This window comes from Zobellia uliginosa, assembly GCF_018860745.1.
GTDB classification, from domain to species: domain Bacteria; phylum Bacteroidota; class Bacteroidia; order Flavobacteriales; family Flavobacteriaceae; genus Zobellia; species Zobellia uliginosa_B.
On sequence record NZ_JAHKPY010000014.1, the window covers coordinates 675557 to 699571 of the forward strand.

Below are 24015 nucleotides of genomic sequence, written 5' to 3' on the forward strand. Positions count from 1 at the left end.
TAGTTTTACAGCATCTTCAGACTGTGCGTTGTTCTACGTTAAGCGGAGTTTTGAAATGAAGTTATATTCACAAACCATAGTTTATTCCTAAATTTCTGGCCGTTGGACCCTGACCCCCTTAGTTTAGTTCCTTACTTTATCTCGTTTACGGGTGCGTTCGCACTTGAAATTACAATTCTAATCGTATTGTTAATGTCTTCTGCCTTAATATCTGGTGCGGAAGTAGCTTTCTTTGGTCTTTCGCCAACAGATGTGAACGAGATAACGGAACAAAAAAGCGTGAAAGGTAATATCATTATCAAGCTTCTAGAACGTCCTAAAAAACTTTTGGCTACTATTTTAATAGCCAATAATGCTATCAATATAGGTGTAGTACTATTGTTTAGTAACATAGGGAATTCAATTTTTGCTAATGTAGAGTTGGACTGGGTCCGGTTTTTATTAGAAGTAGTGGTTGCTACATTCCTAATACTTATGTTCGGTGAAATTTTACCAAAAGTATACGCTAACAGAAATCGTATAGAGTTCGCGCATTTTATGTCTTACCCTTTAAAGATGTTGGATTTTATTTTTAGTCCTTTGAGTCTTCCCATGAGGGCGGGCACTATCTTTTTATATAATAAATTGGGTAAACAAAAATCCAATTTAAGTATAGATCATCTTTCTCAAGCATTGGAACTAACGGCTGAGGGAGATACTACAAAGGAAGAACAAAAAATTTTGCAGGGTATCGTAACATTTGGTAATACAGATACTAAACAGGTAATGCGGCCGCGCATAGATATATTTGCCGTTAGCGAAGACATGAAGTTTTTGGAAATTTTGGCAGAAATCAAAAAGAATGGGTATTCTAGAATTCCGGTTTTTTCCGAAAATATGGACAATGTTCTTGGAGTGCTCTACGTTAAAGATCTGTTGCCTTATATAGATAGAAAAACTTTTAATTGGATGACCCTTGTTAGGGAGCCCTATTTTGTACCTGAGAACAAGAAGTTAGATGACCTTTTGTTGGAGTTTCAGGAGAAGAAAAATCATTTGGCCGTTGTAGTGGATGAGTACGGAGGTACATCCGGCATCGTTACTTTAGAGGATATTATAGAGGAGATTGTTGGTGATATAAGTGATGAGTTTGATGATGAGGATTTAATTTTTTCAAAATTGGATGATTATAATTATGTCTTTGATGGTAAGACTGCGCTAAAGGATTTTTATCGCGTAGCAAAGATTGAAAATGAAACTGAGTTTGAAGAGCAGAAAGGCGAATCAGAGACCATTGCTGGTTTTGTTCTTGAGATTGCTGGGAGTTTCCCCAAAAGAGGTGAGAAAGTCGCCTTTAATGATTATCAGTTTATTGTAGAAAGCTTGGACAAAAAGAGGTTGAAGCAAATAAAAATAACGTTACCCCAAGATGTGCAGATATAGTTTGTTTGTTTTAGTAATACTTATGTTGGTCATAGGTTGTAAAGAAGAGGTTCTACCAAAACCCAAGGCCCAATTACGTCTGGAATATGAAGCTCCTAAACAAGGAGAATTAGAGACAGATTACTTTTTATTTAAATACAACACTAAGGCACGAATAAAAAGCAAGACCAAAACGTCATTGGTTTTAGGGTATCCGGATATGAAAGGCGAGATATACATTAACTATAGAAAAGTGGAAGATAATGTGCAAAAGCTTCTTTCCGATGCTCAAAAGTTGAGTTATGAACATTCTGTAAAGGCAGATGGAATATCGGAACAGCCGTTTATGAACGATAAAAACGATGTTTATGGTATGTTTTACGAAGTTAGTGGTAATGCGGCCTCACAAGCACAGTTCTATGTTACGGATAGTACGGATAATTTTGTAACCGGGTCTTTATACTTCTATACCAGACCTAATTATGATTCTATTTACCCAGCTGCAGCTTATCTACAGAATGACATTCGTGGTATCATGGAAAGCCTGCGATGGAAATAGTCAAAATGAAAAGTTGGGGTAACTAGGTAACCTCTTTTTTCATTCTTGTAATTTTTTTACTTTAATAAGTGTGCAAATGCACTTGACTAGATAGTTATATTCCATAATTATCTGTTAAATATTTTGTGTATAATAAAATTGGTAAGTGTTTTCTTGTAAAATATTTATTTTTTTATTTGTAGCGCAAAAAATGTGATATTAAAAGTTTATTATAATAGATTTGTATTATTATACTTACAAATATCGCCACAGCCTTTAATTTTAATACTAACGAATGTCGTTACTCCATATAATCCATCGACTAAAAGAAGTAAATAGTTTAACCAAACATGAACAGTTGGTGCATGGTGTCATAGAGGCTTTGGATTCAGGAGAGCTTTCTGTTGGGGATAAGTTGCCATCAATAAATAAAATGGTGAGTGATATTGGTTATGCAAGGAAGACTATAGTTAAGGCTTACGAAGAATTAAAGGAGAGAGGCTTAGTTGAATCCAAAAAATTAAAAGGGTATTTTATAATAAGCGATGAAACAAAAGTAACACTGCGAATAGCCTTATTATTGTTTTCATTTCAACGATTTCAGGAAGATTTTTACAATACGTTCAGGAAAGAGTTAGGAAAACGATATCAAATAGATGTCTTCTTTCACCACAATAATGTTTCCATTTTTGAAACTATTTTTAATAATATCCGGGGAAAATATGGAATGTATGTAGTTGCCCCCATTCCCAACGCAGCCATTAGACCACTTCTTGAAAGGATTGAGCCTCAAAAGCTCTTGGTGGTTGACCGCTACTTGCCTATGACGGAGGAATATTCATATATTTCTCAGGAGTTTGAGGCAACCACATTCGATAAGTTAAAAGAGTTGCTTCCACAAATTAAAAAGTATAAGAAAATAGTACTGTTCTACGCTGAAAACAGGGATTACCCGCGGGGAATTCTCCTGGCATTCCACAGATTTATTGCTGATTATGGTTTAAACGGAGTGGTGTTGGAAGATTACATGGAAGGTTCTGTTGAGAAGGGAACCGTCTATTTTTTTATTAATGATACTTCTCTTTGGGAGCTACTAAAAGATTGTCATAATTCAAATATAGTTGTTGGAGAGGATGTGGGTGTACTCTCCCATAATGATCATATAATTAAAGAAATTGCCTTTGGAGGCATCACTACAATCTCCACAGATTTTAAGGAAATGGCTACAATGGCAGCGCACCATGTAAAAAACAACATGATTTCCCATACTATTGTTACTTCAAAACTGTTAAAGCGTAATTCCCTCTAAAGTTTGCGCGTAGTCTGTATTTACGGTACAAACAAGATTAATTAATTCTGAAATGAATAATTTTTAGCTTTCAAAATGAATATTTCTCATTTTTAGAGTAAGTTTTTTGTTATTCATATGGAAATAATTCTTATTTTTGTTTTGTAGCATAGAGTAGCATAGAAATGCTTAATAATGTTAATTTTTTTCTATTTAATTCTTTTGAATTCAATTATTTTCAAAAAAAAGGAGCTAAATTGTATAAAAATGTCGTTAAAGTATATTTATGTGCTACTATGCATAATGATGTTTTTTATCTTTCTTAACATGTTAATGGTGATAAGAGCGGTTGAAACAAGATTACTAACTCAATTATTTTAATACTAACTTAAACTACTCATTATGAACCAGAACTTTAAGGGATTAAATAGGGTCCGATCACATGGTTTTGTGCTCGCAGCTTTGTTTTTCTTTAGTGTTGCATCTTTGTGCGCACAAACCACAATTTCAGGTACTACTTCTGACGACCAAGGCGTTCTGCCTGGGGTTAATGTATTGGTAAAAGGTACTACCGTAGGAAGCGTTTCCGATTTTGATGGTAATTACAGTATAGAAGCGCCGGATGGCAGCTCTACTTTGGTATTCTCCTATGTGGGGTATTCCAAACAAGAAGTAGCCATTGATGGCCGAACAACAATCAATGTTACTTTGACTGAAGATGCTCAGGCACTTAGCGAAGTAGTAGTAGTAGGTTATGGTACCCAGAAAAAGGGAAATCTTACTGGTGCTGTGGGTTCAATTGGCGCTGAAGAAATTGGCACTAAACCATTAACCAGTCCAGATCAAGCGCTAGCAGGAACTATTGCAGGTGTTAATATTGCAAATCGAAGTGGCGACCCTGCTGCCCCTATTAACGTTCGTATTCGGGGTGTAGGTTCTCCGGGTAATAACGATCCTTTGTGGGTGATTGATGGTATTCCATTGGTTCAAACAACGAATATAACAGTTAATACTTCCTCAACTACCGACTCTAACCCATTAGCGAGTTTGAATCCGAATGATATAGAGTCTATAACTGTATTAAAGGATGCAGCTTCCGCCGCAATTTATGGCGCAAGAGGTGCAAATGGCGTTATAATGGTGACTACAAAACGAGGTAAAAGTGGTGTAGGTAAAATGACCTATAGCGGTTATACTGCTTTTAGTGAGTTAAGAGAAAAGATCGATGTTTTAAATGTGTCTCAATATATTGATATTCAAAGTCAATTAGGTCGTGATTACTCTGGGTTTGCCAATAGTCGGGAAGTGGATTGGCAAGATGAGTTTTTTAAAACCGGTTTCGTTCAAAGTCATAACATAAGTGCTAGTGGCGGTAACGAAAATGCAAACTACTATATTTCTGGTGGTTATTTAGATCAAGAAGGTATTGAGCAATCTCAGGCTTTTGAACGTTATTCACTTAAGGCGAATAGTGATTTTAAAGTTGGAAAGCGTTTAAAATTCGGACAATCATTGGCTATTAGTCATTCCGATAGACAGGTGCAGCCAGAAGGTGGTGGAGTTAACTCCGCGGGTATTTCATTGAGAAATGCACCATATTATCAGCCATTTGATATAAATGGTCCATTAGGCTATAATATAGAATCGATTGCTAATATAGGTGCTGGGAATGGGTCTCAAAACACTTTGTGGAGAAATGACCCAAGGGTAAATTTAACCACTATAGAGGTTCGTCAAGTACTTGGAAATTTTTATGGTGAATTGGAACTTGCAGAAGGGTTAAAAGCAAAAGCTTCTGTGGGTGTTGATCATGTAACTGGTGAAGGTCTTTTTAATCAAACACCGGCCAATTTTAACGGTACGGGCGCAAGACAATCCTTAAGGGTACAGAATCTAACAAAACAATTTACACTTACTACAGGTGCTACTTTAAGTTATAACAAAACTTTTGGAGAGTCGCATAACTTTTCTGCTTTAGTTGGTTTTGAACAGACAAAATTTACATTTGATAAGATTAGAGTACAGGGTACTAATATTTTCAATCCTAATTTTGCAACTACCAGTCTTAATTCAACTGCTACTCAGGAAGCTGACCTTTGGACACTTCAAGGTTGGTTGGGCCGTGTTAATTATGATTACGAAGGTAAGTATCTCGCTACCATAAACTTTAGAAGAGATGCAAGTTCTCGTTTTGCAGAGGATAATCGGTCTGGTGTTTTTCCTTCAGTCTCATTAGGTTGGAGAATATCATCTGAGGAATTCTTTAATACTGAAGGGGTTGTTAATGACTTAAAAATACGTGCAGGATGGGGGCAATTGGGAAATCAGCAAACACCTGATAGTTTTCCATATCAACCAGCTCTTGAAAGTAATATCTTTTATGTAATTGGTGATGACCAAACCGTCGTTAGAGCTCCTGCCCCAACAAGGTTTGCAAATGCGGCTCTTGGCTGGGAAACTAGTACTCAATTTGACATTGGTTTAGATGCTAGTTTGTTCCAGAGTAGAATGTCTATTACCGCTGATTATTATAATAAAGAAAGTGATGATGTATTGCTTGCAGTGCCTTTACCATCAGTTTCTGGTATTTTTTATGGCGCAGATTCTAATTTGGGGTCAATTAAAAATTCCGGAGTTGAATTAGCTGTTGATTATCGAGGAGAAGTAGGTGATCACTTTACGTATAGCATTGGAGCAAATATTACTACCGTTAAAAATGAAGTTACGGATTTAGGCGATGTAACTGCCATCAATTCAGGAATTGGAGGGGCTCAAACACATCGCACTGTAGTTGGTGAGAGTCTTGGTCATTTTTACGGCTACAAGACTAATGGGCTTTATCAAAATACTGCGGAAGCGGCAAGTGCGCTGCCTGACGCTTCATCTCAAGGAGCTGAACCAGGTGATATTCGTTTTGTTGATGTTAATGGAGATGGGGAGATTACTCCTGATGATAGAACAATTTTAGGTAGTCCAATACCTGGCTACTTTTATGGAATGAATTTTAATGCAAATTATAAAAATTTTGATTTTGCCTTAGTCTTTAGAGGTGTAGGTGATTTGCAAGTATATAATTCAGCACGTAGTCAAATAGAAGATCTTCGAAGTACCAATAACTTTAGCACACGTGTTTTAAATCGTTGGACAGGTGAAGGAACAAGTAATGATATGCCCAGATTAACACTTGATGATCCTAATCAAAATAATCGTTATTCTGATCGCTGGATAGAGGATGCGGATTATTTGCGTATTCAAAATCTCCAAATTGGGTATAACATACCTGGAGAGGATCTTGGAAATTGGACAGGTGGTTTTATTAACGGCCTTCGAATTTATTTTGGAGCTTCAAACCTTGCGACTTTTACAAGTTATAAGGGGTGGGATCCTGAAGTTACACGTGCGCAAAGTTTCCAAAAAGGGGCAAACGCACTTGCAACTGGTCAGGATGGAGGAACTGGTCCGGCACCAAGGACTTACCAAATTGGCTTAACAGTAAATTTTTAAATAAAAAATATTAAATTTTATTTAATCAAAAAATACTTGATTATGAAAAAAACAAATTTTTATATCTTATTAGCGGCCATTTTAGGCTTCTATTCTTGTGCGGACGAGCTTGATTTAGCTCCTCTTGACAGGGTGACCCCTGATACCTTTTATAAAACTAGGGCCGATTTTGATGGTGCGATATTTTCCTCTTATTCCTCCTTACAAGATTTTTACGGTACAAGTACTGAGACTCTTGGAGAAACAGGAGAGTATTGGAAAATTTCAATGATTATTACTGATGATGCAGAAGTGGATGCCAACTCAGGCGATACAAGGACGCGATCAGCAGACAACCTTCAGGTAACTTCGGCAGATGTAGCCTTTCAAGCCGTATTCGGTGAGATATATGAAGGTATCTATAGGGCTAATATTGTTTTGGAAAATTTAGAAGGTGAGAATGAGTTAACTGCAGAAGATAAAACTGTGCTCAATGCTGAGGCTAAGTTTTTAAGAGCTTTTTATCATTTTCAAGCCTTAAAACTTTTCGGTGAGACCTCTCCAATAGCCATTGCAGTGGGTAAAGACTTAAATAATCTAGCACTTCCAAATGCTGGTCCAGGAGAATTGTATGCTCAAATTCTTTCAGATTTTTCAGATGCAGCAGCTGGTTTACCAGAAACTTGGGATGGCGGTAATACAGGAAGGGCTACAGCGTGGGCAGCTAAATCTTTTATTGGTAAGGTAAATGTATTTAAAGAAGATTGGCCGGCAGCAATACTTGCGCTTGGGGATGTTGTTGATAATGGTCCTTACAGTTTAGTAGAGACTTATGATAGTGTATTTGCTTATAATAATGAGAATAATTCAGAGTCTATTTTTGAAATTCAATATGGGGGGCCATTCTCTGATGATAATATTTGGGTTTTCGATGACAATCACAGTGAGAATTTTAAAGGTTCTCAGGGTTCAGGTAGAGCATGGTATTGGGATCCGGCAAATGGTGCCCCTGCACAGGCACAAGGTTGGTTCATTCCCACGCAAGATTTAGTTGATTCTTTTGAGCCAGGAGATACTAGATTGGAAACTAGTGTGTATCAACCAGGAGAGACTTATTATAAATTAAGTCCTGGTGGAGTATTAAATGTGTTAGACTATGATCCAACATGGTCGTCTAATGGTCTTTCTCTTAAAAAATATCGGGGTCAGACAAATATGGTTGCGGCTAATTATTCGCCAAATGGTGTTGGCGATTTCAATAACGAGCGCTGGTTTAGATTTGCTGAATTAAAATTATTATATGCTGAAGCATTGATTAGAGGGGGTGGTGATGTTAGTATCGCAGTTCAACAGATTCAGGATATTAGAGATAGAGCAGGTTTAACTGCTCCTATGAATTCAGATCCTTTAGCAGCAATGATGCAAGAAAAGAGAGTTGAAATGGCGTTTGAACCACACCGTTGGTTTGATATTGTAAGATGGGATTTAGGTCCAACCATCTTTGGTTCTTCTTGGGATCCAAAACTAGAGGTATTCCCTTTTCCTCTTTCTGAAATAGATCGTTCAGGAGGTCTTATGACCCAGAATGCAGGTTACTAAAATGCATTAAAATATTTTATGATTTAATTGATTATAAAGAATCCAATCTAATAGGTTGGATTCTTTTATTTGCAACACAAACATATTGTTTATATTTTGTTAGAACATGCACTATAAATTTAAAGGGAAGCCCCCATATTTCTTGTTTTCAATAATTGTATTATTTGTTTCATGCAAGAATAATAATAATTTGTTTGAATTATTGAACCCAGATAACACAGGTGTTAGTTTTTCAAACAACTTAACATACTCCGACAGCCTAAGTGTATTAGACTTTGAATACATGTATAACGGGGCTGGAGTTGCAACTGCTGATTTTGACAACGACGGTTTACAAGATATCTATTTCATAGGCAATATGAATAGTAATCGATTATATAAAAATTTAGGTGATTTTAAATTTGATGACATTACTGAATCTTCTAAATCAGGATCATCTAATTGGTCTAATGGAGTTGCAATAGTAGACATTAACCAAGATGGCTACAAAGATATTTATATTAGTAAAGGTGGGCCAAGAAGCTCTAAAGCCAGCGAAAGACAAAACCTACTGTTTATTAATAAAACAAAGGAGACTGGAAAGATAGAGTTTGAAGAAAAAGCAGCGATTTGGGGTATAGCAGATACTGGCTATTCAGTACAATCTGCTTTTTTCGATTACGATTCTGACGGGGATTTAGACTTGTATGTATTAAGTAATGACTTAGTAGATTATAACCGTAACGTATCACGACCAAAAGATAGATCTGGCAAATCACCTTCGGTAGATAAACTATATCGCAATAACGGTGACCAGACTTTTACAGACATTTCAGCCGATTCAGGAATTTTAGTTGAAGGTTTTGGTTTAGGTGTTGAAATCTGTGATATTAATAACGATGGATGGCCAGATATATATGTATCCAATGATTTTCTTACGGATGACTTATTATATATCAATCAACAAAACGGAACTTTTAAAAATGAAAACAAAAAGTATTTCAAACATCTAACTTATAATGGAATGGGTCATGATATCGGAGACATTAATAACGACGGAAATATGGACGTTATAGTTTTAGATATGCTGCCTCCAGATAATGAACGCTGGAAACTTACTATGGCTGGAAATCGCTATGATGTATTTGAAAAAAGTATTAAAGACGGGTATCAACCTCAATATATTAGAAATACATTACAACTTAACAACGGTAATGGTTCTTTTAGTGAAGTGGGTCAGATAGCTGGTATCTCTGGAACAGAATGGAGTTGGAGCGCATTGCTATTCGATTATGACCATGACGGCTTAAAGGATTTGTGTATTACCAATGGGTACCGACAAGATATTACCAATTTAGATTTTATGGTATATGGTAATCGAATATTAACAATGGGTACTGAAGAGGCCAATAGAAAAGCACGTATAGCAGCACTAGGCAAATTACCTGGCATTAAGAAGCAAAATTACTTATATAAAAACAAAGGTGATTTTACTTTTGATGACATGTCTGAAGAGGCAGGCTTTAATACGCCTACATATTCAAGTGGCATGGCTTATGCCGACTTAGACAATGATGGTGATTTAGATTTGGTGATAAATAACATTGACGAGCACGCTAGCATTTTAAAAAACAACACCAACATTGGCGATAATAAACATTATATAAAATTCAAATTTCAAGGAGAAGCACCCAATCTTGAAGGCTTAGGAAGTCAAGTTGAGCTATTTTACGACGGACAATTACAAAAACAATACTTTACCCCATATAGAGGTTACTTATCAACTGTTGAGCAATCTGTTCACTTTGGCATAGGCAATATAAATTTAATAGATAGTGTACAGGTAACTTGGCCTAATGGTCTTCAGCAAATTTTGAAAGATGTATCTGTAAATCAAGAAATTACTCTACACCAAAAAGATGCGTCTGAATTAATAAAACGTGCAAAAAAAAGCAGTCCGACATTATTTCAAAAAATTGACAGTATAGGTCTAGATTTCAAACATCAAGAAAATGAGTTTGTAGATTATAAGGTTCAACCCCTATTACCCCATATGCACTCAAAAAATGGACCTGGAATGGCTGTTGCCGATGTTAATGGAGATGAGTTGGAAGATGTTTTCATAGGAGGTGCAGCTGGACAAGCAGGGACGCTAAAAATTCAACAAAATGACGGCACTTTTAAAGAAACTCCCGTCCAAGATGAATTATACGAAGACATGGGAGTATTATTTTTCGATGCGGATTTAGATGGTGACCAAGATTTGTATATAGTAAGCGGTGGTTCATCTCATGAAACAGGAGATACTCTATACCAAGATCGTTTTTATAAAAACGATGGATCTGGGTCATTTACTAAAACCAATGCACTTCCTGAATTAAAGATTAGTGGAGCTACCGTAAACGCCGCAGACTACGATAAAGATGGTGACTTAGACCTTTTCGTTGGTGGCAGAATACGTCCTTGGGAATACCCTATGGCTCCTGAAAGTGTATTATTAAAAAATGAAAGCACTCCCAACAATATTAAATTTGAAAAAGATAATCAACCTATTTCCAAAACGTTTTCCAATCTTGGCATGGTGACGGCTTCCTTGTGGACTGATTTCAATAACGATTCTTGGCTTGATCTTATCGTTGTAGGTGAGTTTATGGCAATCCGCTTCTTTCAAAACGACTTAGGTAAACTAAAAGAAGTGACCAGTGAAACAGGATTGAAAAATACCCATGGCTGGTGGAACAGTATCAATGCAGGGGATTTTGATAATGACGGTGACACCGACTATATCCTAGGTAATTTAGGACTTAATAGTCGTTATAAAGCAAATGCTAAAGAACCTTTATGCATTTATGCAAGCGATTATGACAAAAATGGAAGAATTGACCCTGTAATGTGTTATTACAACAACGGTAAAAACTACGTAGCGCACTCAAGAAGTGACCTCATCGACCAAATAAATGCCATGCGAGGGCGATTCAGAACATTTGAAGATTATTCAAAAGCTACATTTGAAGAATCATTCACTAAAGAAGAAATAGAAAATGCATATGTAGTTAAAAGCGAAACTTTTGCGAATGCTTACCTAGAAAATACAGGCGGAGGCAAATTTAAAATTAGTGATCTTCCAAGAACATCTCAAATTGCTCCTATATATAGTACCACAATTAGTGATTTTAATGACGATGGCAATTTGGACGTTTTAGCTGTTGGTAATTTTTATAGTGGCGAAACTTTCGCGGGTCGGTATGACGCTTCTATAGGAACATTACTTGAAGGTAACGGTACAGGTCACTTTAATTCAGTTAATGTTGATAAAAGTGGCTTCTTTGTTCAGGCAGATGCAAAAGGACAAGTAAACTTGTTTACTACAAACGATGAGCTGATTATTTCTAGTGTAAATGACGGCAACCTTAAAGTTCATAAAAAGCTAAGCAGGGCGCAAAAGGTATATTCGCCTAAAAACAAAGATGCCTATGCACTCATTGAATACGAAAACGGTAAAAAACAAAAGATAGAATTTTATTATGGAACCGGATATTTATCGCAAGGTAGTCGTAAACTAGTTATCCCGCAGAATGCTGTTTCCGTTAGAATATTAGATTTTGAAGGTAACGCTACCGAAATCCTTACAGTTCAATGAGAAATCTAATACTTCTATTGGCAAGTGTAGTTCTTTTGACCTCTTGTGAAACCAAAAAACCGAAGCGTTTTAAATTATTGAATCCGTCTGATACAGGAATAGAATTCAATAACCTTATTACAGAAAACGACAGTATTAATGTATTTAAATACATGAATATTTATACGGGAGCCGGAGTTGCTGTAGGTGATGTTAACAATGATGGCTTAACTGATGTTTATTTTAGTGGCAACATGGTTTCAGGGCGATTATATCTAAATAAAGGTGATTTAAAGTTTGAAGATATTTCTAAAAAGGCTGGTCTTTTGAATAATAGCTGGGGCACTGGAGCATCAATGATTGATATCAATCAAGATGGTTTTCTAGATATTTATATAGCAGTTTCTGGCGGAGCCGAAGAATCAAAACGTGCCAACTTACTTTACATCAATAATGGCCCTTCGTCAAATTCAGGTGAAATTACTTTTACTGAAAAAGCAAAAGAATACGGTCTTGCAGACACAAGGCAATCCATGCATTCAGCATTTTTTGATTATGACAAGGATGGTGATTTAGACTTGTACTTATTGGTTAACCCTGCTGCTTATGAACATCAAGTGAATTCCAGCAATCCTAGAAAACTAGATGGGCAATCAATAAGTAATGATCGACTTTATCGAAACGAAGGCAATGGAAAATTTACAGATGTATCTCTAGAAGCTGGAATTTTAGTAGAAGGTTACGGCTTAGGTGTTGCCATCTCAGATATCAATAATGATTCTTGGCCAGATATTTATATTTCAAACGATTTTGTTGGTAATGATATTCTATACATAAATAAAGGCGACGGCACTTTTAAAGATGAGATTACAGAATACATGAATCATACATCTTACGCCGGTATGGGCAACGGTGTTTCAGATATTGATAATAACGGTAACCCCGATATAATGGTACTCGACATGAGACCGGAAGATAATGAGCGGCAAAAACTGATTATTTCGTCTACCGGTTATGACCGCTTTCAAATGATGCTCAATGCAGGTTATCAGGCCCAGTACAGCAGAAATACCATGCAGCTAAACATGGGTGAAGGTGAGTTTAGTGAAATTGGAAATATGGCTGGTATAAGCAGTACTGATTGGAGCTGGAGTACGCTTCTTGCTGACTATGACAACGATGGGTATAAAGATATTTATATTACAAATGGATTTTTGAGGGATTTAGGAAACCTTGACTACATTCACTATCAAAACATATACGACAATCCACTTGGTGAGCGAGAAGCGAAAATCAATCAAAAATTAAAATCTATTCAAGAATTACCTCCAGCTAAACTGGTGAATTATTCATATCGTAATTCTGGCAATACAACTTTTGAAGACACTTCCGAAGATTGGGGCATAGTAGATGCAAGCTGCTCAAATGGTGCTGCATACGCTGATTTAGACAATGATGGTGATTTAGACTTGGTAGTTAATAATGTTAATCAACCTGCTTTTGTTTATGAAAATAGAACTCTGAACGATACCATCAATCATTATCTTAGAATACAGTTAGTAGGAAAACAAGGAAATCTTCAAGGTATTGGAGCCAAGGTTAAAATAACTACAAAAACCAGTACGCAGTTTGAGGAAAATTTCTTGAGTAGGGGCTATGAATCTAGTACAGATCCTATACTGCATTTCGGATTAGGGAAAGAAAATGTTGTTGAGCGAATTGAAATTTGGTGGCCAGACAATAGTTATCAAAACCTAACAGGTATTAAAGCGGATCAACAGTTACTTATAAAACAAACTGATCAAGTTACTTTAGAAAGTAAAGAGACAATCGGCCAAGATAAAACTTGGTTTAAGTCAACAACTGAAAAGTCAAAACTTGACTTTAATCATATCGAAGATGGTATGATTGATTTCAAAATTCAGCCCATTTTGCCGCACATGGCATCAAGAAATGGTCCCGGTATAGCTGTTGGGGATTATAATGCTGATGGTTTAGAAGATTTTTATGTGGGTGGTGGTTCTGGTCAATTTGGAGAATTTTTCGAGCAAAATAAAGATGCAACTTTTAGCAAATCTACTATTCCATTTGATGTAAGTAAAGAGGATTTGGGTAGCCTTTTCTTTGATGCCAATAATGATGGCTATCTTGATCTTTATATAGTAAGTGGCGGAGTACTTTTAACCGAGGATTTTATTTATCAAGACAGGCTTTATTTAAATGATGGTTCTGGAAATTTTTTTAAATCAGATGCCTTACCACAAATCAAAATAAGTGGATCAACGGTAAACGCGGTTGATTTTGACCATGATGGTGATTTAGACTTGTTCGTAGGTGGTCGTGTAGATCCTGGTAAATATCCAATGCCGGTTAAAAGTTATCTCTTAGAGAATTTGGCCAATGAAGATGCAGAGAATCTTAAATTTAGAGATATCAGTAATCAAATTAGCGATTGGGATAAACTAACGATGGTAACCTCAGCACTTTGGACCGATTATGATTCCGATGGATGGAGTGACTTAATTGTTGTGGGTGAATTTATGCAGGTGGAATTTTTTCATAATGAAAATGGCAAATTAGTCCGTGCTACAAATACAACTGGACTCAAAAAATCAGAAGGTTGGTGGAATAGTATTAACGGAGGTGATTTTGATGGCGATGGCGATATCGACTATATTGTTGGTAATCAAGGGTTAAACAATAAATTCAAGGCTTCAGAAAATGAACCGCTATCTATTTATGCCAACGACTATGATAAAGATGGCCGCATAGATCCCATAATGTGTTATTATAATGATGGCGAAAACTATATTGCTCATTCACGAGATGAGCTTATTGGTCAAATAAGTGCTATGCGATCCCGTTTTAAAACCTATAAATCATACGCAGAAACCCCTTTTGAAAAATCATTTCTACCAGAAGAATTAGAAAATGCCTATGTAGTGAAAAGTCATAACTTCGCCAGTAGTTATGTAGAAAACTTAGGAAATGGTAGCTTCAAAATAATTGATTTACCGATAGCAGCTCAAATGGCTCCTATTGAAGGAATTGTTATTGAAGATTTTGATCAAGATGGTAATGAAGATGTAATTTTAACTGGCAACTCTTACTCAGCTGATGTAGCTACAGGAAGATACGATGCTTTGAAGGGATTAGTTCTAAAAGGAAAGGGTAATGGTAGTTTTGAAACACTGTCTCTTAAAGAAAGTGGTTTCATAAACGATTTTGATGGAAGTGGTTTGGCTAGCATCCGTAATAACATGGGAGAATTGCAAATTATTGCTGCCAATAACAATGGGCCATTAAAAATTTTTACAATAAATTCATCCGAAGAAAGCATCGAAATTATCAATGCAGAAAAAGAAACTCTATTTGCAGAAATCTTTTTCGAAAATGGGAAGAAAGTAAGAAAAGAATTCTACTACGGTTCAGGTTATTTGTCCAATAGTTCTAGAAGTATTCAAGCTTATAATAAAATAAAGGAAATAAAATTTACTGATGTATCAGGAAACACAAAAACAGTATTTAGTAAAAGTGAAATCAAGTAGTCTTCTACTTTTTATTCTAATAGTAATCTCATCTTGCGGGTCGGAACACAATCAGGAAGGCCTTGACGCTTATTTTAAAGGAAGTATTTCGGCCTACAATCGAAAACTTACTGACGTAATCGTCTCTGACATATTCACTCCGCCTGTGGCAAGTAGAATCTATGCCTATGCCAATATTGCCGCATACGAAGGAATTCGGTTTGAAGATGCCTCAAAACAATCTCTAGGTGGTCAATTAAATGACCTAAATAAGTTAAGTGAACCAGAAGCCAATAAGACCTATTACTACCCACTGACGTCTTTGGTAGCTTTTACTGAGGTAGCAAAATCACTCGTATTCGATTTAGAAAGAATTGACAACATTCAGCAAGAGTTGTTGAAAGAGGTCCAAGGAATTGGTATTGATAAGGAGACTTATGAAAACTCGGTTTCTTTAGGTAAAAAATTAGGAGAAGAAATTTTAGTTCGTGCTAGCAAGGATGGATATTTAAGAAGAACAGCCTTGCCGAGATTTAGTATTTCAGATACCCCAGGCCGTTGGAAACCCACTCCGCCTGATTACATGGAAGCTATCGAGCCGCATTGGAGAACAATAAAAACTTTTGTATTGGATTCAGCAGGTCAATTTGATCCTGGACTTCCTACTGCTTTTGATGCTGAAAAAGATTCTAAGTTTTATAAAGAGGCCAGTGAAGTATACGAAACGGTAAACAACTTAGATTCAACCAAACTAGAAATTGCCAAATTTTGGGATTGCAATCCTAATATCTCAACTACGAACGGACATGTGATGTATTTTCAACAACAAATTTCACCTGGTGGTCATTGGGTACATATTACTGCCCAAATTTTAGAAGAAAAAAACTCTTCTTTATTAGAATCAGGTATTGCTCTTTCTAAAGTTAGTGTTGCTATTGCAGATGCATTTATAAGTTGCTGGGACCAAAAGTATAAAAGTAGTTTAACGAGGCCGGAAACCTATATCAACAATTACATAGATCAAGATTGGGCTCCTGTTCTTCAAACACCTGCTTTTCCTGAGCATACTTCAGGGCATAGTGTTGCTTCTAGCGCAGCGGCGACTGTTTTAACGGAATTATTTGGTGAGAACTATGCTTTTGTAGATGCAACGGAAGTTCCTTATGGTCTCCCACCAAGAAGTTTCCAGTCCTTTTGGCAAGCTGCAGAAGAAGCGGCAATTAGTAGGTTGTACGGAGGAATACATTATAGGCCGGCTATTGATCTTGGAGTTAAGCAAGGAAAGGCAATTGGTGATTTCGTGGTAAAGGAGATTAAGTTTGAATAAGAGAAAAGCGATTTAAATGGAACTGGAGGAGCTACATACTTTTTATTGAATTCAGCTTTCCGAAAGATTTTTCTTATATTCTCGATTTTTTATCAATACATTCATATTGAGTTTTGTAAAATAGTTCATTGAAAGTAAAATTTAGTTGTAAAAAGACAACAATGAACTGTATTTAAATTGTCTTTTTAATTGATTATATAGTCTACAAATCAATGATTTATGCAAGTTTTTTTTGAGAATATCCTAATAGGAAGTATATTTGTTTAGTAGCATAGTATATCATAGTATAATAAATGAGTTTGCTTATACGTTTTCTTACAATGAGTAGGGCTAAACTTCTGATTAACGATAAAATCTTTGCTTTACTTTAAAAATTTTAAAACCATCAACTGCTAAGTAATTTTAGCAAATAAAATATTTAGATGATAGCTAACACCACACTTGTTGCACACCCGGAAATATCCATATTAGGCGAGGCACAAAATATTCAAACCTCATTAGAGAAAATATACGACCATGCAGGTACTGTCGTTTATGATTTTGAGGTTACCAGTGAGGAACAACGAATTCCCAAACCAATCACTTTGCAATGGAAGGTTCCTGCAGTTAATGTGAAAGGGGTATGGAAGCCAACTACGGATTTTAATAAACGTATTCAGGCAGACTGGGAATTGGATAATATGGAATCGAGAATTTCCATTGACTCTCCCGTGATTTCCCTTTTTGGTAATAGTGATGAGAATATTCTAACTTTTGCTTGTTCCAATGCTATCAATAAATTAGAAATGAATGCGAGATTACGTGAAGAGGACAATTGTTTTTATTGTCACATCACGTTTTTTATGGAGCAGCACTATCCCCTTAAAAACTTTAAAACGCAGATAAGAATAGACAATCAAAACCAACATTTTTCTGATAGTCTCCGTGCTGTATCTTCTTGGTGGGAAACCTTTGAGCAATTAAAACCGGCTTATGTTCCGGATATTGCTAAAAAACCATTGTACTCTACTTGGTATCAATTTCATCAAAACCTGGAAATACCTTTGCTTTTAGAGGAATGTAGATTGGCAAAGGATTTAGGTTATGAGGCAATTATTATTGATGATGGTTGGCAAACATTCGATTCTAATAGAGGTTATGATTATACGGGTGATTGGAAGCCAGACCGTATTCCTGAAATGGCTGAATTCGTAAAAAACGTACATGAAACGGGAATGAAAGTAGCCCTTTGGTATTCAGTGCCGTTCTGTGGTGAAAAGTCAAAGGCATTTAAACGTTTTAAAGGAAAATTCTTGACCGAAGACCATAGATGGGCTCCTGTTTTTGATCCTAGATATCCAGACGTAAGACAATATCTTATAGACATCTATACAAATGCGGCTAAAGACTGGAATTTAGACGGATTTAAACTAGATTTTATTGATGACTTCAGATTTTATAAAGACACACCTACAAAGCTTGGAGCAGATGCAGATTACGCCTCAATTAATGGTGCGGTGGATCGTTTGTTAACAGATGTAAAAGATGCCTTAACAAAAATAAACCCAGAAATCTTTATCGAGTTCAGACAAAAGTATACGGGACCGGCAATGCGTAAGTATGGAAATATGTTCCGGGCTTTTGATTGTCCGGGAGATGCTACCATGAATAGATTACGAATTGCAGATATACGTATGCTTGCTGGTAATACCGCAGTACATTCGGATATGGTAACCTGGCATGCGGATGAACCTTTGGAAATTGCAGCGCTTCAGGTGATCAATACTCTTTTTGGTGTCCCTCAATTATCGGTAATGTTAAGCGAAACCCCAAAGAAATATGTAAACATGATCGGGTTTTATACCAAATATTGGAATGAAAATTCCGATGTTCTTATGAACGGTGATTTTATCCCCTCTAAACCTCTTGCGAACTACCCAACAAAAAGGGTTTCTAAAAATGGTAAGATTATCATAGGAGTTTACGATACTTGGGTAATTGAACTTAATGATGAACATTATCACATAGATATTTTAAACGGACAGATAGCGGATCAAGTTGTTATTCGAAATACAAAAGATTTAGGTGGTTATCGTTGTAAAATATATGATTGTCAAGGAAGTTTGATAAAGGAAGATATTGTGTTATTTTCGAAAGGTGTATTCGAGATTTCGGTTCCGCCTTGTGGAATCGTGAGAGCTAAGAAATTATAGCAACTTTCAAATGACCGAGAAAGAGAAAATGATCGGTGGGGAGCCATACAACCCAAACGATAGAGAATTGGTAAAAGGCAGGTTAAATGCCAGAAGATTATTGCGCGAAATAGAATCCATACCTATGGATAAGGAAAGACAGCGTAAGCATTTTTTTAAAGAGCTTTTTGCTGAAACCGGAAAGAATTTCTACATAGAAAATCGTTTTACATGCGATTATGGTTTCAATATTTATTGGGGAGAAAACTCTTATGCTAATTTTGATTGTATTATTTTAGATGCCGCACCTGTTTATATTGGCAATAACGTGATGATGGCACCAGGAGTAAAACTGCTAACGGCTACACATCCTTTGGAATTTAAAGCTCGGAATTCCGGGATTGAATATGCCAAACCCATAAAAATAGGAGATAATGTTTGGATTGGCGGAGGGGTAATCGTCAATCCAGGGGTTACAATAGGGAACAACAGCGTTATTGGATCCGGAAGTGTGGTGGTAAAAGACATTCCTGATAACGTAGTCGCTGTAGGTAATCCTTGTCGCGTATTAAAGAAAATTGATAATAAATAGATTATTCAGCCTCGTCTCTCAACACCAACTTAAAACACCAGAAATATGCTCTCGATCATTTCCTTTATAGGTTTTACATTATTAGTTGCACTAATAGCATGGTACGCTACAAGAAGTACTAATGAAAAATCTGCGGATGGCTATTTTCTGGCAGGCAGAAGTCTAGGGGCAATTACTATTGCAGGCTCGTTACTTTTGACCAATCTTTCAGCTGAACAGATTGTTGGGCTTAACGGACAGGCGTTTACCGAAGGTGTACTGGTAATGGCATGGGAAACATTGGCGGCTATAGCGATGATCATTACTGCGGTTTTCTTGCTGCCTAGATATATGAGAGGCGGTATAACCACGATTCCGCAATTTGTGGAAGATAGGTTTGATCATGGTACAAAGGCTATTCTTACGGCTTTATTTTTATCGGGATATGTAATTGTAGTCATACCATCAGTATTGTATTCTGGGTCTTTGGCGTTCAGCACTATGTTTGATTTACCCAGCCTTCTTGGACTTTCAGATACGGCTACTTTGTGGATCTGTGTTTGGAGTATTGGTATCATCGGTATTATATATGCAATTTTTGGAGGGTTAAAAGCGGTTGCCGTTTCTGACCTTATCAATTCCATTGGACTTTTAATTGGCGGACTACTAATTCCCGTTTTTGGATTACTGGCAGTGGGAGATGGCAGTATCTCTGATGGTATATCTGTATTGTGGGAGACCCATCCTGATAAATTCAACGTAAAAGGAGATGTGGATGCGTCCATTCCTTTTGGAACTATTTTTACAGGAATGATGTTGGTACAGATGTTCTATTGGGGAACGAACCAAGTAATCTTACAACGTGTTTTTGGCGCAAAAAACCTCAAGGAAGGCCAAAAAGGTGTTATTCTTGCTGCTTTAGTGAAGTTTTTAATACCAATAATTGTAGTATTACCCGGTATTATTGCATGGCATATTTTTGAGGGTAATCTTGATAATCCGGACCAAGCCTATCCTAAATTGGTGGCTACGGTGCTACCAGCTGCGTTTACAGGTCTATTTGCTGCAGTGCTTTTTGGTGCTATTCTAAGTTCCTTCAACAGCCTTTTAAACAGTAGTGCTACTTTGTTTGGATTTGACCTGTATCGTCAATATTTTAAAAAGGATGCTACGGAAATCCAGACTGTAAAGGCCGGTAAGATGTTCGGACTTGTTCTAGGTATTTTAGGTATGTGCGTTGCTCCGTTAATTGCGAATGCTCCCCAAGGATTATTCGCATGGTTGCAAGAAGCGAACGGTTGTTATAGTATTCCTATTCTAACAGTAATTGTTATTGGTTTCTTTACCAAGCGTGTGCCTGCCATTGCTGCTAAAATTGGTGTAATTTCTGGGGTTGTACTCTATTCTATTAGTCAGTTTATTATTAAGCCCTATTTTGTAAACAGTGCCCTTAAAGATGCAGCACAAAATGGAATAACAGACGCAAAGGCATTAAGTGTGATACAGGCAGAAGCCTATCCTCACTTTTTACATGTAATGGCAATTTTATTTGTGTTGAATATTATTATAATGTTGGTTATTGGTAAACTGCATCCTAGAGCTACAGATTACCAACCTATGACTACAGATGCTGTAAGCGTAGAACCATGGAAATATGCTTTTGTAGCAGGAGCCGCAATTACGGCCTTAGTATTAAGCACATACTTAATATTTTAATTTAGAAAGCCTTTAAAACTGAAGAACAACTCCTAACGTTCCAGGGCCAAAGTTGAGGTTCCAACTCACCTTTTTGGCTTGGTCATTATATTTTTCATCGTATTTTTTATCAAGGTATCTGTCAATAGATTCTACGGTAGCAACGCTAATTGCAACAGCAAAAACAAAATCACTTAAATAGTGCTGACCATCCCAAATACGTGAAATTCCTGGAATAGCTCCCAAAGTGTAAACACCTGCTTTTATCCACGGACTTTTAAATTGCTTACCAATGGCATAGGCATTTGTAAATGCTAAAAGGGCGTGCCCTGAAGGAAACGAGTGGTAGTTTCGGTTTGAATTGAAAGGGTCAAATGTATCTTTCCCTTTTTCCGCAACTGGCCTGGCACGACCTACAACAGACTTTAAAACTTGTTGTAAAAAACCTGAAGAAGTTGCAGATGCGATTAGAAGAACACCTGTACGGCGAAGTTTTTCATTCTTGGTAATCAGTCCCGCTACGTAAACGCCAGATGTTGCTAAATAATTATTTTCTGGGCTACCATAAAGTTCACCATATTCACGAATAATATGAGGTACACTTTCTTTTTGTCTTTGAATAAATTCAGAGCTTTCATCATCAAAAAGATAAACTGCTCCGGTACCTGCTACAACACCACCTAGTTGAGCCCATTGTTGACCTTTCCAATGAAGCGGTCTGGCATAGGAATATCCTACACTTTTAAACATGTTTACAAAATCATATTTAAACATGTCCCACCTTTTTTCGGTAGGTGCTACAATAGAGTCTTGTGCATAAGTCCCAATTGTAAAGCAAACAAAGAGTAGAGCAATGGTCTTTTTCATAATAAGTGTAAAACTAGATTTATTCTGTAAAGCTCCAAGGTTTAAAGACTTAAAAAATTGACTTTATTACTGGTTTGGGTTCAAAGAGAGCGTATTTCATAATTTACGAAATAAATAGATGGGTTTTTAATAGTAGATTTCTTGTGCAAGACGAAAGGTATTGGCATGAGCGTCAACAATAGTTTTGATGTCCGGTGAGTACCCACCGCCCATACTACATTGAACAGGTATTTTAAGCTGGTTACAAGTTTCTAGTACAAAAGCATCCCGCTCTTTGCAACCTTTAATACTTAGCCCTAAAGTACCAAGTTTGTCCGACGCAATAACGTCTACACCGCAAAGGTAAAAGATGAAATCCGGTTTTTCTTTGGAAATCAGTTTAGGTAAAGTTTCTTTCAATAAAGACAAATAATCACTGTCGCCAGTGTCTTTAGGGAGGGCAATGTCTAAATCTGATTGTTCTTTCTTAAAGGGATAATTACTAGCGCCGTGCATGGAAAATGTAAAAACAGAGTTATCATTCTTAAAAATTTCTGCAGTACCGTTCCCTTGGTGCACATCTAAATCTACAATCAGTATTTTTTTAGCCAAGTTCTGTGCCTGTAAAAAACGTGCGCCAATTGCCTGATCGTTTAGCATACAAAAAGCTTCTCCGTGATCGGAGTAGGCATGATGAGTGCCCCCGGCAATATTCATGGCTATACCGTTCTCAATTGCGAACAAACAGGCTTGCATAGTGCCATCTGCTATAATTCGTTCGCGTTCGACTAAGTCTTCGGTCAGCGGAAAACCTATTTTTCTTGCCTCACGAGATGGGATTTTTATATTCAAAAGATCATAGAAATATTCAGGATCGTGAACGGCAACAATGTATTTATCGTTTGGTATTTGGGGCTCAAAGAAATTTTCTGGCGCACAACTACCTTCGTGTAAAAGCTGTTTGGGCAATAACTCATACTTCAGCATTGGAAATCGATGCCCTTCGGGTAAGGAATGTTTGTATATAGGGTGATACGCAATCTTGAGCATATTGCAAATATAGGAGGTCTATTTCCTTTTTTAAATCAAGAAATCGTAAAAGTAGGCAGGTAAGTTTTTAAAGAGAGAAATGGTTTAAGCCACTTTTTTAAGAAGGTCAAAACAAGGACAACGACCGCACCTTTTGCTTTCATTTTTTTTATACTTCTTACAACACTTATTTTTCAATTTTGCATTGTCAGCTAATGCTTTTTCTACCTTACGCTTAAGAAGCTCGTTACTTATCGCTTTTTTATCCTTCTTTTTGGAAGATTTCTTCTTTTTCTTTGACACTGGACTGGATTCTTAGTATATGACAAATGTAATTATTTTAAATAAATCTAAATAAGGTTAAAAAGTTAAAAATATATTGAACCTCTTTTTTTAAAAGACTTCTCCATGAAAACCCTGAATTTAACTTTTCAGGGAATCCCCTGATGCATATCTTTTTCTTTTTCAGGAATTTGCAATTGTAAATAACCTAAAGAACAACAGTTATGAAAACTTCAATTGTATTATTAGCGCTCATTTTTTTAAATACGTCTGCACTACTTTCTGAACCCATAGCGGGTTTGGTTAATGGAATCAATCCTTGGTTTTTGGTAGGTGTTGAAATCTTCTTGCTACTTGTACTGTACTTAAACTATCAATTAAAAGAGCTGAGCCAGATTGCTAAAATAGATTTTAACGGAATTGAATATATGCCTACAGAAAGAAAGGAGAAAACTCAGGGTAAACCCTGAGTTTTTTATTTCAGGGAATTCCTTGAGGTTTTCATGAAGTTAAATTATGATCTTGTATTAGCTTAAACTAAATAGCGTTGAAACCAGCGCATTTTTATATCATATTACTGCTTATGATTTTGAATTTTATAACATGAAAACAAACGGTGTACTATAAAATTTTTACGGTCAAAAGGGTTGATTAGCAATG

15 protein-coding genes are annotated in these 24015 nt (G+C 36.4%); 12 read left to right on the forward strand and 3 right to left on the reverse strand.

Annotated elements, in window-relative coordinates; genetic code table 11:
- Positions 1-102: 102 nt before the first annotated feature.
- The 11 genes from KO521_RS17805 (at position 103) to KO521_RS17855 (ending at position 21219) form a co-directional block, all read left to right on the forward strand.
- The gene (locus KO521_RS17805) at positions 103-1422 is read left to right on the forward strand and encodes a gliding motility-associated protein GldE (RefSeq protein WP_215941252.1); all 1320 of its coding nucleotides are present in this window, start codon (positions 103-105) and stop codon (positions 1420-1422) included.
- Positions 1409-1960: a gliding motility lipoprotein GldD gene (gldD, locus tag KO521_RS17810; protein ID WP_215941253.1), complete on the forward strand. Its 552-nt coding sequence runs from the start codon at positions 1409-1411 to the stop codon at positions 1958-1960. Before KO521_RS17805 ends, gldD begins: the two co-directional genes overlap by 14 nt.
- 274 nt (positions 1961-2234) lie before the next feature.
- Complete coding sequence (locus KO521_RS17815; RefSeq protein ID WP_215941254.1) at positions 2235-3248, forward strand: GntR family transcriptional regulator; 1014 nt, start codon at positions 2235-2237, stop codon at positions 3246-3248.
- Positions 3249-3629: 381 nt separating this feature from the next.
- Positions 3630-6731: a SusC/RagA family TonB-linked outer membrane protein gene (locus KO521_RS17820; protein WP_215941255.1), complete on the forward strand. Its 3102-nt coding sequence runs from the start codon at positions 3630-3632 to the stop codon at positions 6729-6731.
- A 42-nt stretch (positions 6732-6773) separates the two neighbouring features.
- Entirely contained in the window at positions 6774-8309 is a 1536-nt protein-coding gene (locus KO521_RS17825) for a RagB/SusD family nutrient uptake outer membrane protein (protein ID WP_215941256.1), read from the forward strand.
- Positions 8310-8499: 190 nt separating this feature from the next.
- The gene (locus KO521_RS17830) at positions 8500-11928 is read left to right on the forward strand and encodes a VCBS repeat-containing protein (RefSeq protein ID WP_215941257.1); all 3429 of its coding nucleotides are present in this window, start codon (positions 8500-8502) and stop codon (positions 11926-11928) included.
- Entirely contained in the window at positions 11925-15455 is a 3531-nt protein-coding gene (locus tag KO521_RS17835; RefSeq protein ID WP_215941258.1) for a VCBS repeat-containing protein, read from the forward strand. Before KO521_RS17830 ends, KO521_RS17835 begins: the two co-directional genes overlap by 4 nt.
- The gene (locus KO521_RS17840) at positions 15406-16761 is read left to right on the forward strand and encodes a vanadium-dependent haloperoxidase (protein ID WP_215941259.1); all 1356 of its coding nucleotides are present in this window, start codon (positions 15406-15408) and stop codon (positions 16759-16761) included. The genes KO521_RS17835 and KO521_RS17840 overlap by 50 nt, the downstream gene beginning before the upstream one ends.
- Positions 16762-17183: 422 nt before the next feature.
- Entirely contained in the window at positions 17184-18953 is a 1770-nt protein-coding gene (locus KO521_RS17845; RefSeq protein WP_215941260.1) for a glycoside hydrolase family 36 protein, read from the forward strand.
- Between the two features lie 10 nt (positions 18954-18963).
- Positions 18964-19524 carry a sugar O-acetyltransferase gene (locus KO521_RS17850; protein WP_215941261.1) on the forward strand — a complete coding sequence of 187 codons (561 nt, stop codon included), beginning with the start codon at positions 18964-18966 and terminating at the stop codon, positions 19522-19524.
- 45 nt (positions 19525-19569) lie between these two features.
- Complete coding sequence (locus KO521_RS17855) at positions 19570-21219, forward strand: solute:sodium symporter family transporter (protein WP_215941262.1); 1650 nt, start codon at positions 19570-19572, stop codon at positions 21217-21219.
- A 12-nt stretch (positions 21220-21231) separates the two neighbouring features.
- Here the strand turns inward: KO521_RS17855 and KO521_RS17860 are convergent, their stop codons facing one another.
- The 3 genes from KO521_RS17860 to KO521_RS17870 all read right to left on the reverse strand — a co-directional run bounded on the left by KO521_RS17860 (position 21232) and on the right by KO521_RS17870 (position 23376).
- Positions 21232-22065 (reverse strand): phosphatase PAP2 family protein, encoded by an 834-nt coding sequence (locus tag KO521_RS17860; RefSeq protein ID WP_215941263.1) that lies wholly within the window; start codon positions 22063-22065, stop codon positions 21232-21234.
- A 126-nt stretch (positions 22066-22191) separates the two neighbouring features.
- The gene (locus tag KO521_RS17865; protein WP_215941264.1) at positions 22192-23094 is read right to left on the reverse strand and encodes a histone deacetylase family protein; all 903 of its coding nucleotides are present in this window, start codon (positions 23092-23094) and stop codon (positions 22192-22194) included.
- Between the two features lie 84 nt (positions 23095-23178).
- Positions 23179-23376 carry a hypothetical protein gene (locus tag KO521_RS17870; protein ID WP_215941265.1) on the reverse strand — a complete coding sequence of 66 codons (198 nt, stop codon included), beginning with the start codon at positions 23374-23376 and terminating at the stop codon, positions 23179-23181.
- 203 nt (positions 23377-23579) lie between these two features.
- On the opposite strand from KO521_RS17870, the gene KO521_RS17875 reads away from it, so the two are divergent.
- Positions 23580-23825: a hypothetical protein gene (locus KO521_RS17875; RefSeq protein ID WP_215941266.1), complete on the forward strand. Its 246-nt coding sequence runs from the start codon at positions 23580-23582 to the stop codon at positions 23823-23825.
- Positions 23826-24015 lie beyond the last annotated feature (190 nt).

What these genes read in the sequence shown, in the direction of transcription:
- gldD (WP_215941253.1), top strand. Translation starts at nt 1,409, where the DNA reads ATGTGCAGATATAGTTTGTTTGTTTTAGTAATACTTATGTTGGTCATA.
- KO521_RS17815 (WP_215941254.1), top strand. Translation starts at nt 2,235, where the DNA reads ATGTCGTTACTCCATATAATCCATCGACTAAAAGAAGTAAATAGTTTA.
- KO521_RS17820 (WP_215941255.1), top strand. Translation starts at nt 3,630, where the DNA reads ATGAACCAGAACTTTAAGGGATTAAATAGGGTCCGATCACATGGTTTT.
- KO521_RS17825 (WP_215941256.1), top strand. Translation starts at nt 6,774, where the DNA reads ATGAAAAAAACAAATTTTTATATCTTATTAGCGGCCATTTTAGGCTTC.
- KO521_RS17835 (WP_215941258.1), top strand. Translation starts at nt 11,925, where the DNA reads ATGAGAAATCTAATACTTCTATTGGCAAGTGTAGTTCTTTTGACCTCT.
- KO521_RS17840 (WP_215941259.1), top strand. Translation starts at nt 15,406, where the DNA reads ATGTATCAGGAAACACAAAAACAGTATTTAGTAAAAGTGAAATCAAGT.
- KO521_RS17845 (WP_215941260.1), top strand. Translation starts at nt 17,184, where the DNA reads ATGATAGCTAACACCACACTTGTTGCACACCCGGAAATATCCATATTA.
- KO521_RS17850 (WP_215941261.1), top strand. Translation starts at nt 18,964, where the DNA reads ATGACCGAGAAAGAGAAAATGATCGGTGGGGAGCCATACAACCCAAAC.
- KO521_RS17855 (WP_215941262.1), top strand. Translation starts at nt 19,570, where the DNA reads ATGCTCTCGATCATTTCCTTTATAGGTTTTACATTATTAGTTGCACTA.
- KO521_RS17860 (WP_215941263.1), bottom strand. Translation starts at nt 22,065, where the DNA reads ATGAAAAAGACCATTGCTCTACTCTTTGTTTGCTTTACAATTGGGACT.
- KO521_RS17865 (WP_215941264.1), bottom strand. Translation starts at nt 23,094, where the DNA reads ATGCTCAAGATTGCGTATCACCCTATATACAAACATTCCTTACCCGAA.
- KO521_RS17875 (WP_215941266.1), top strand. Translation starts at nt 23,580, where the DNA reads ATGAAAACTTCAATTGTATTATTAGCGCTCATTTTTTTAAATACGTCT.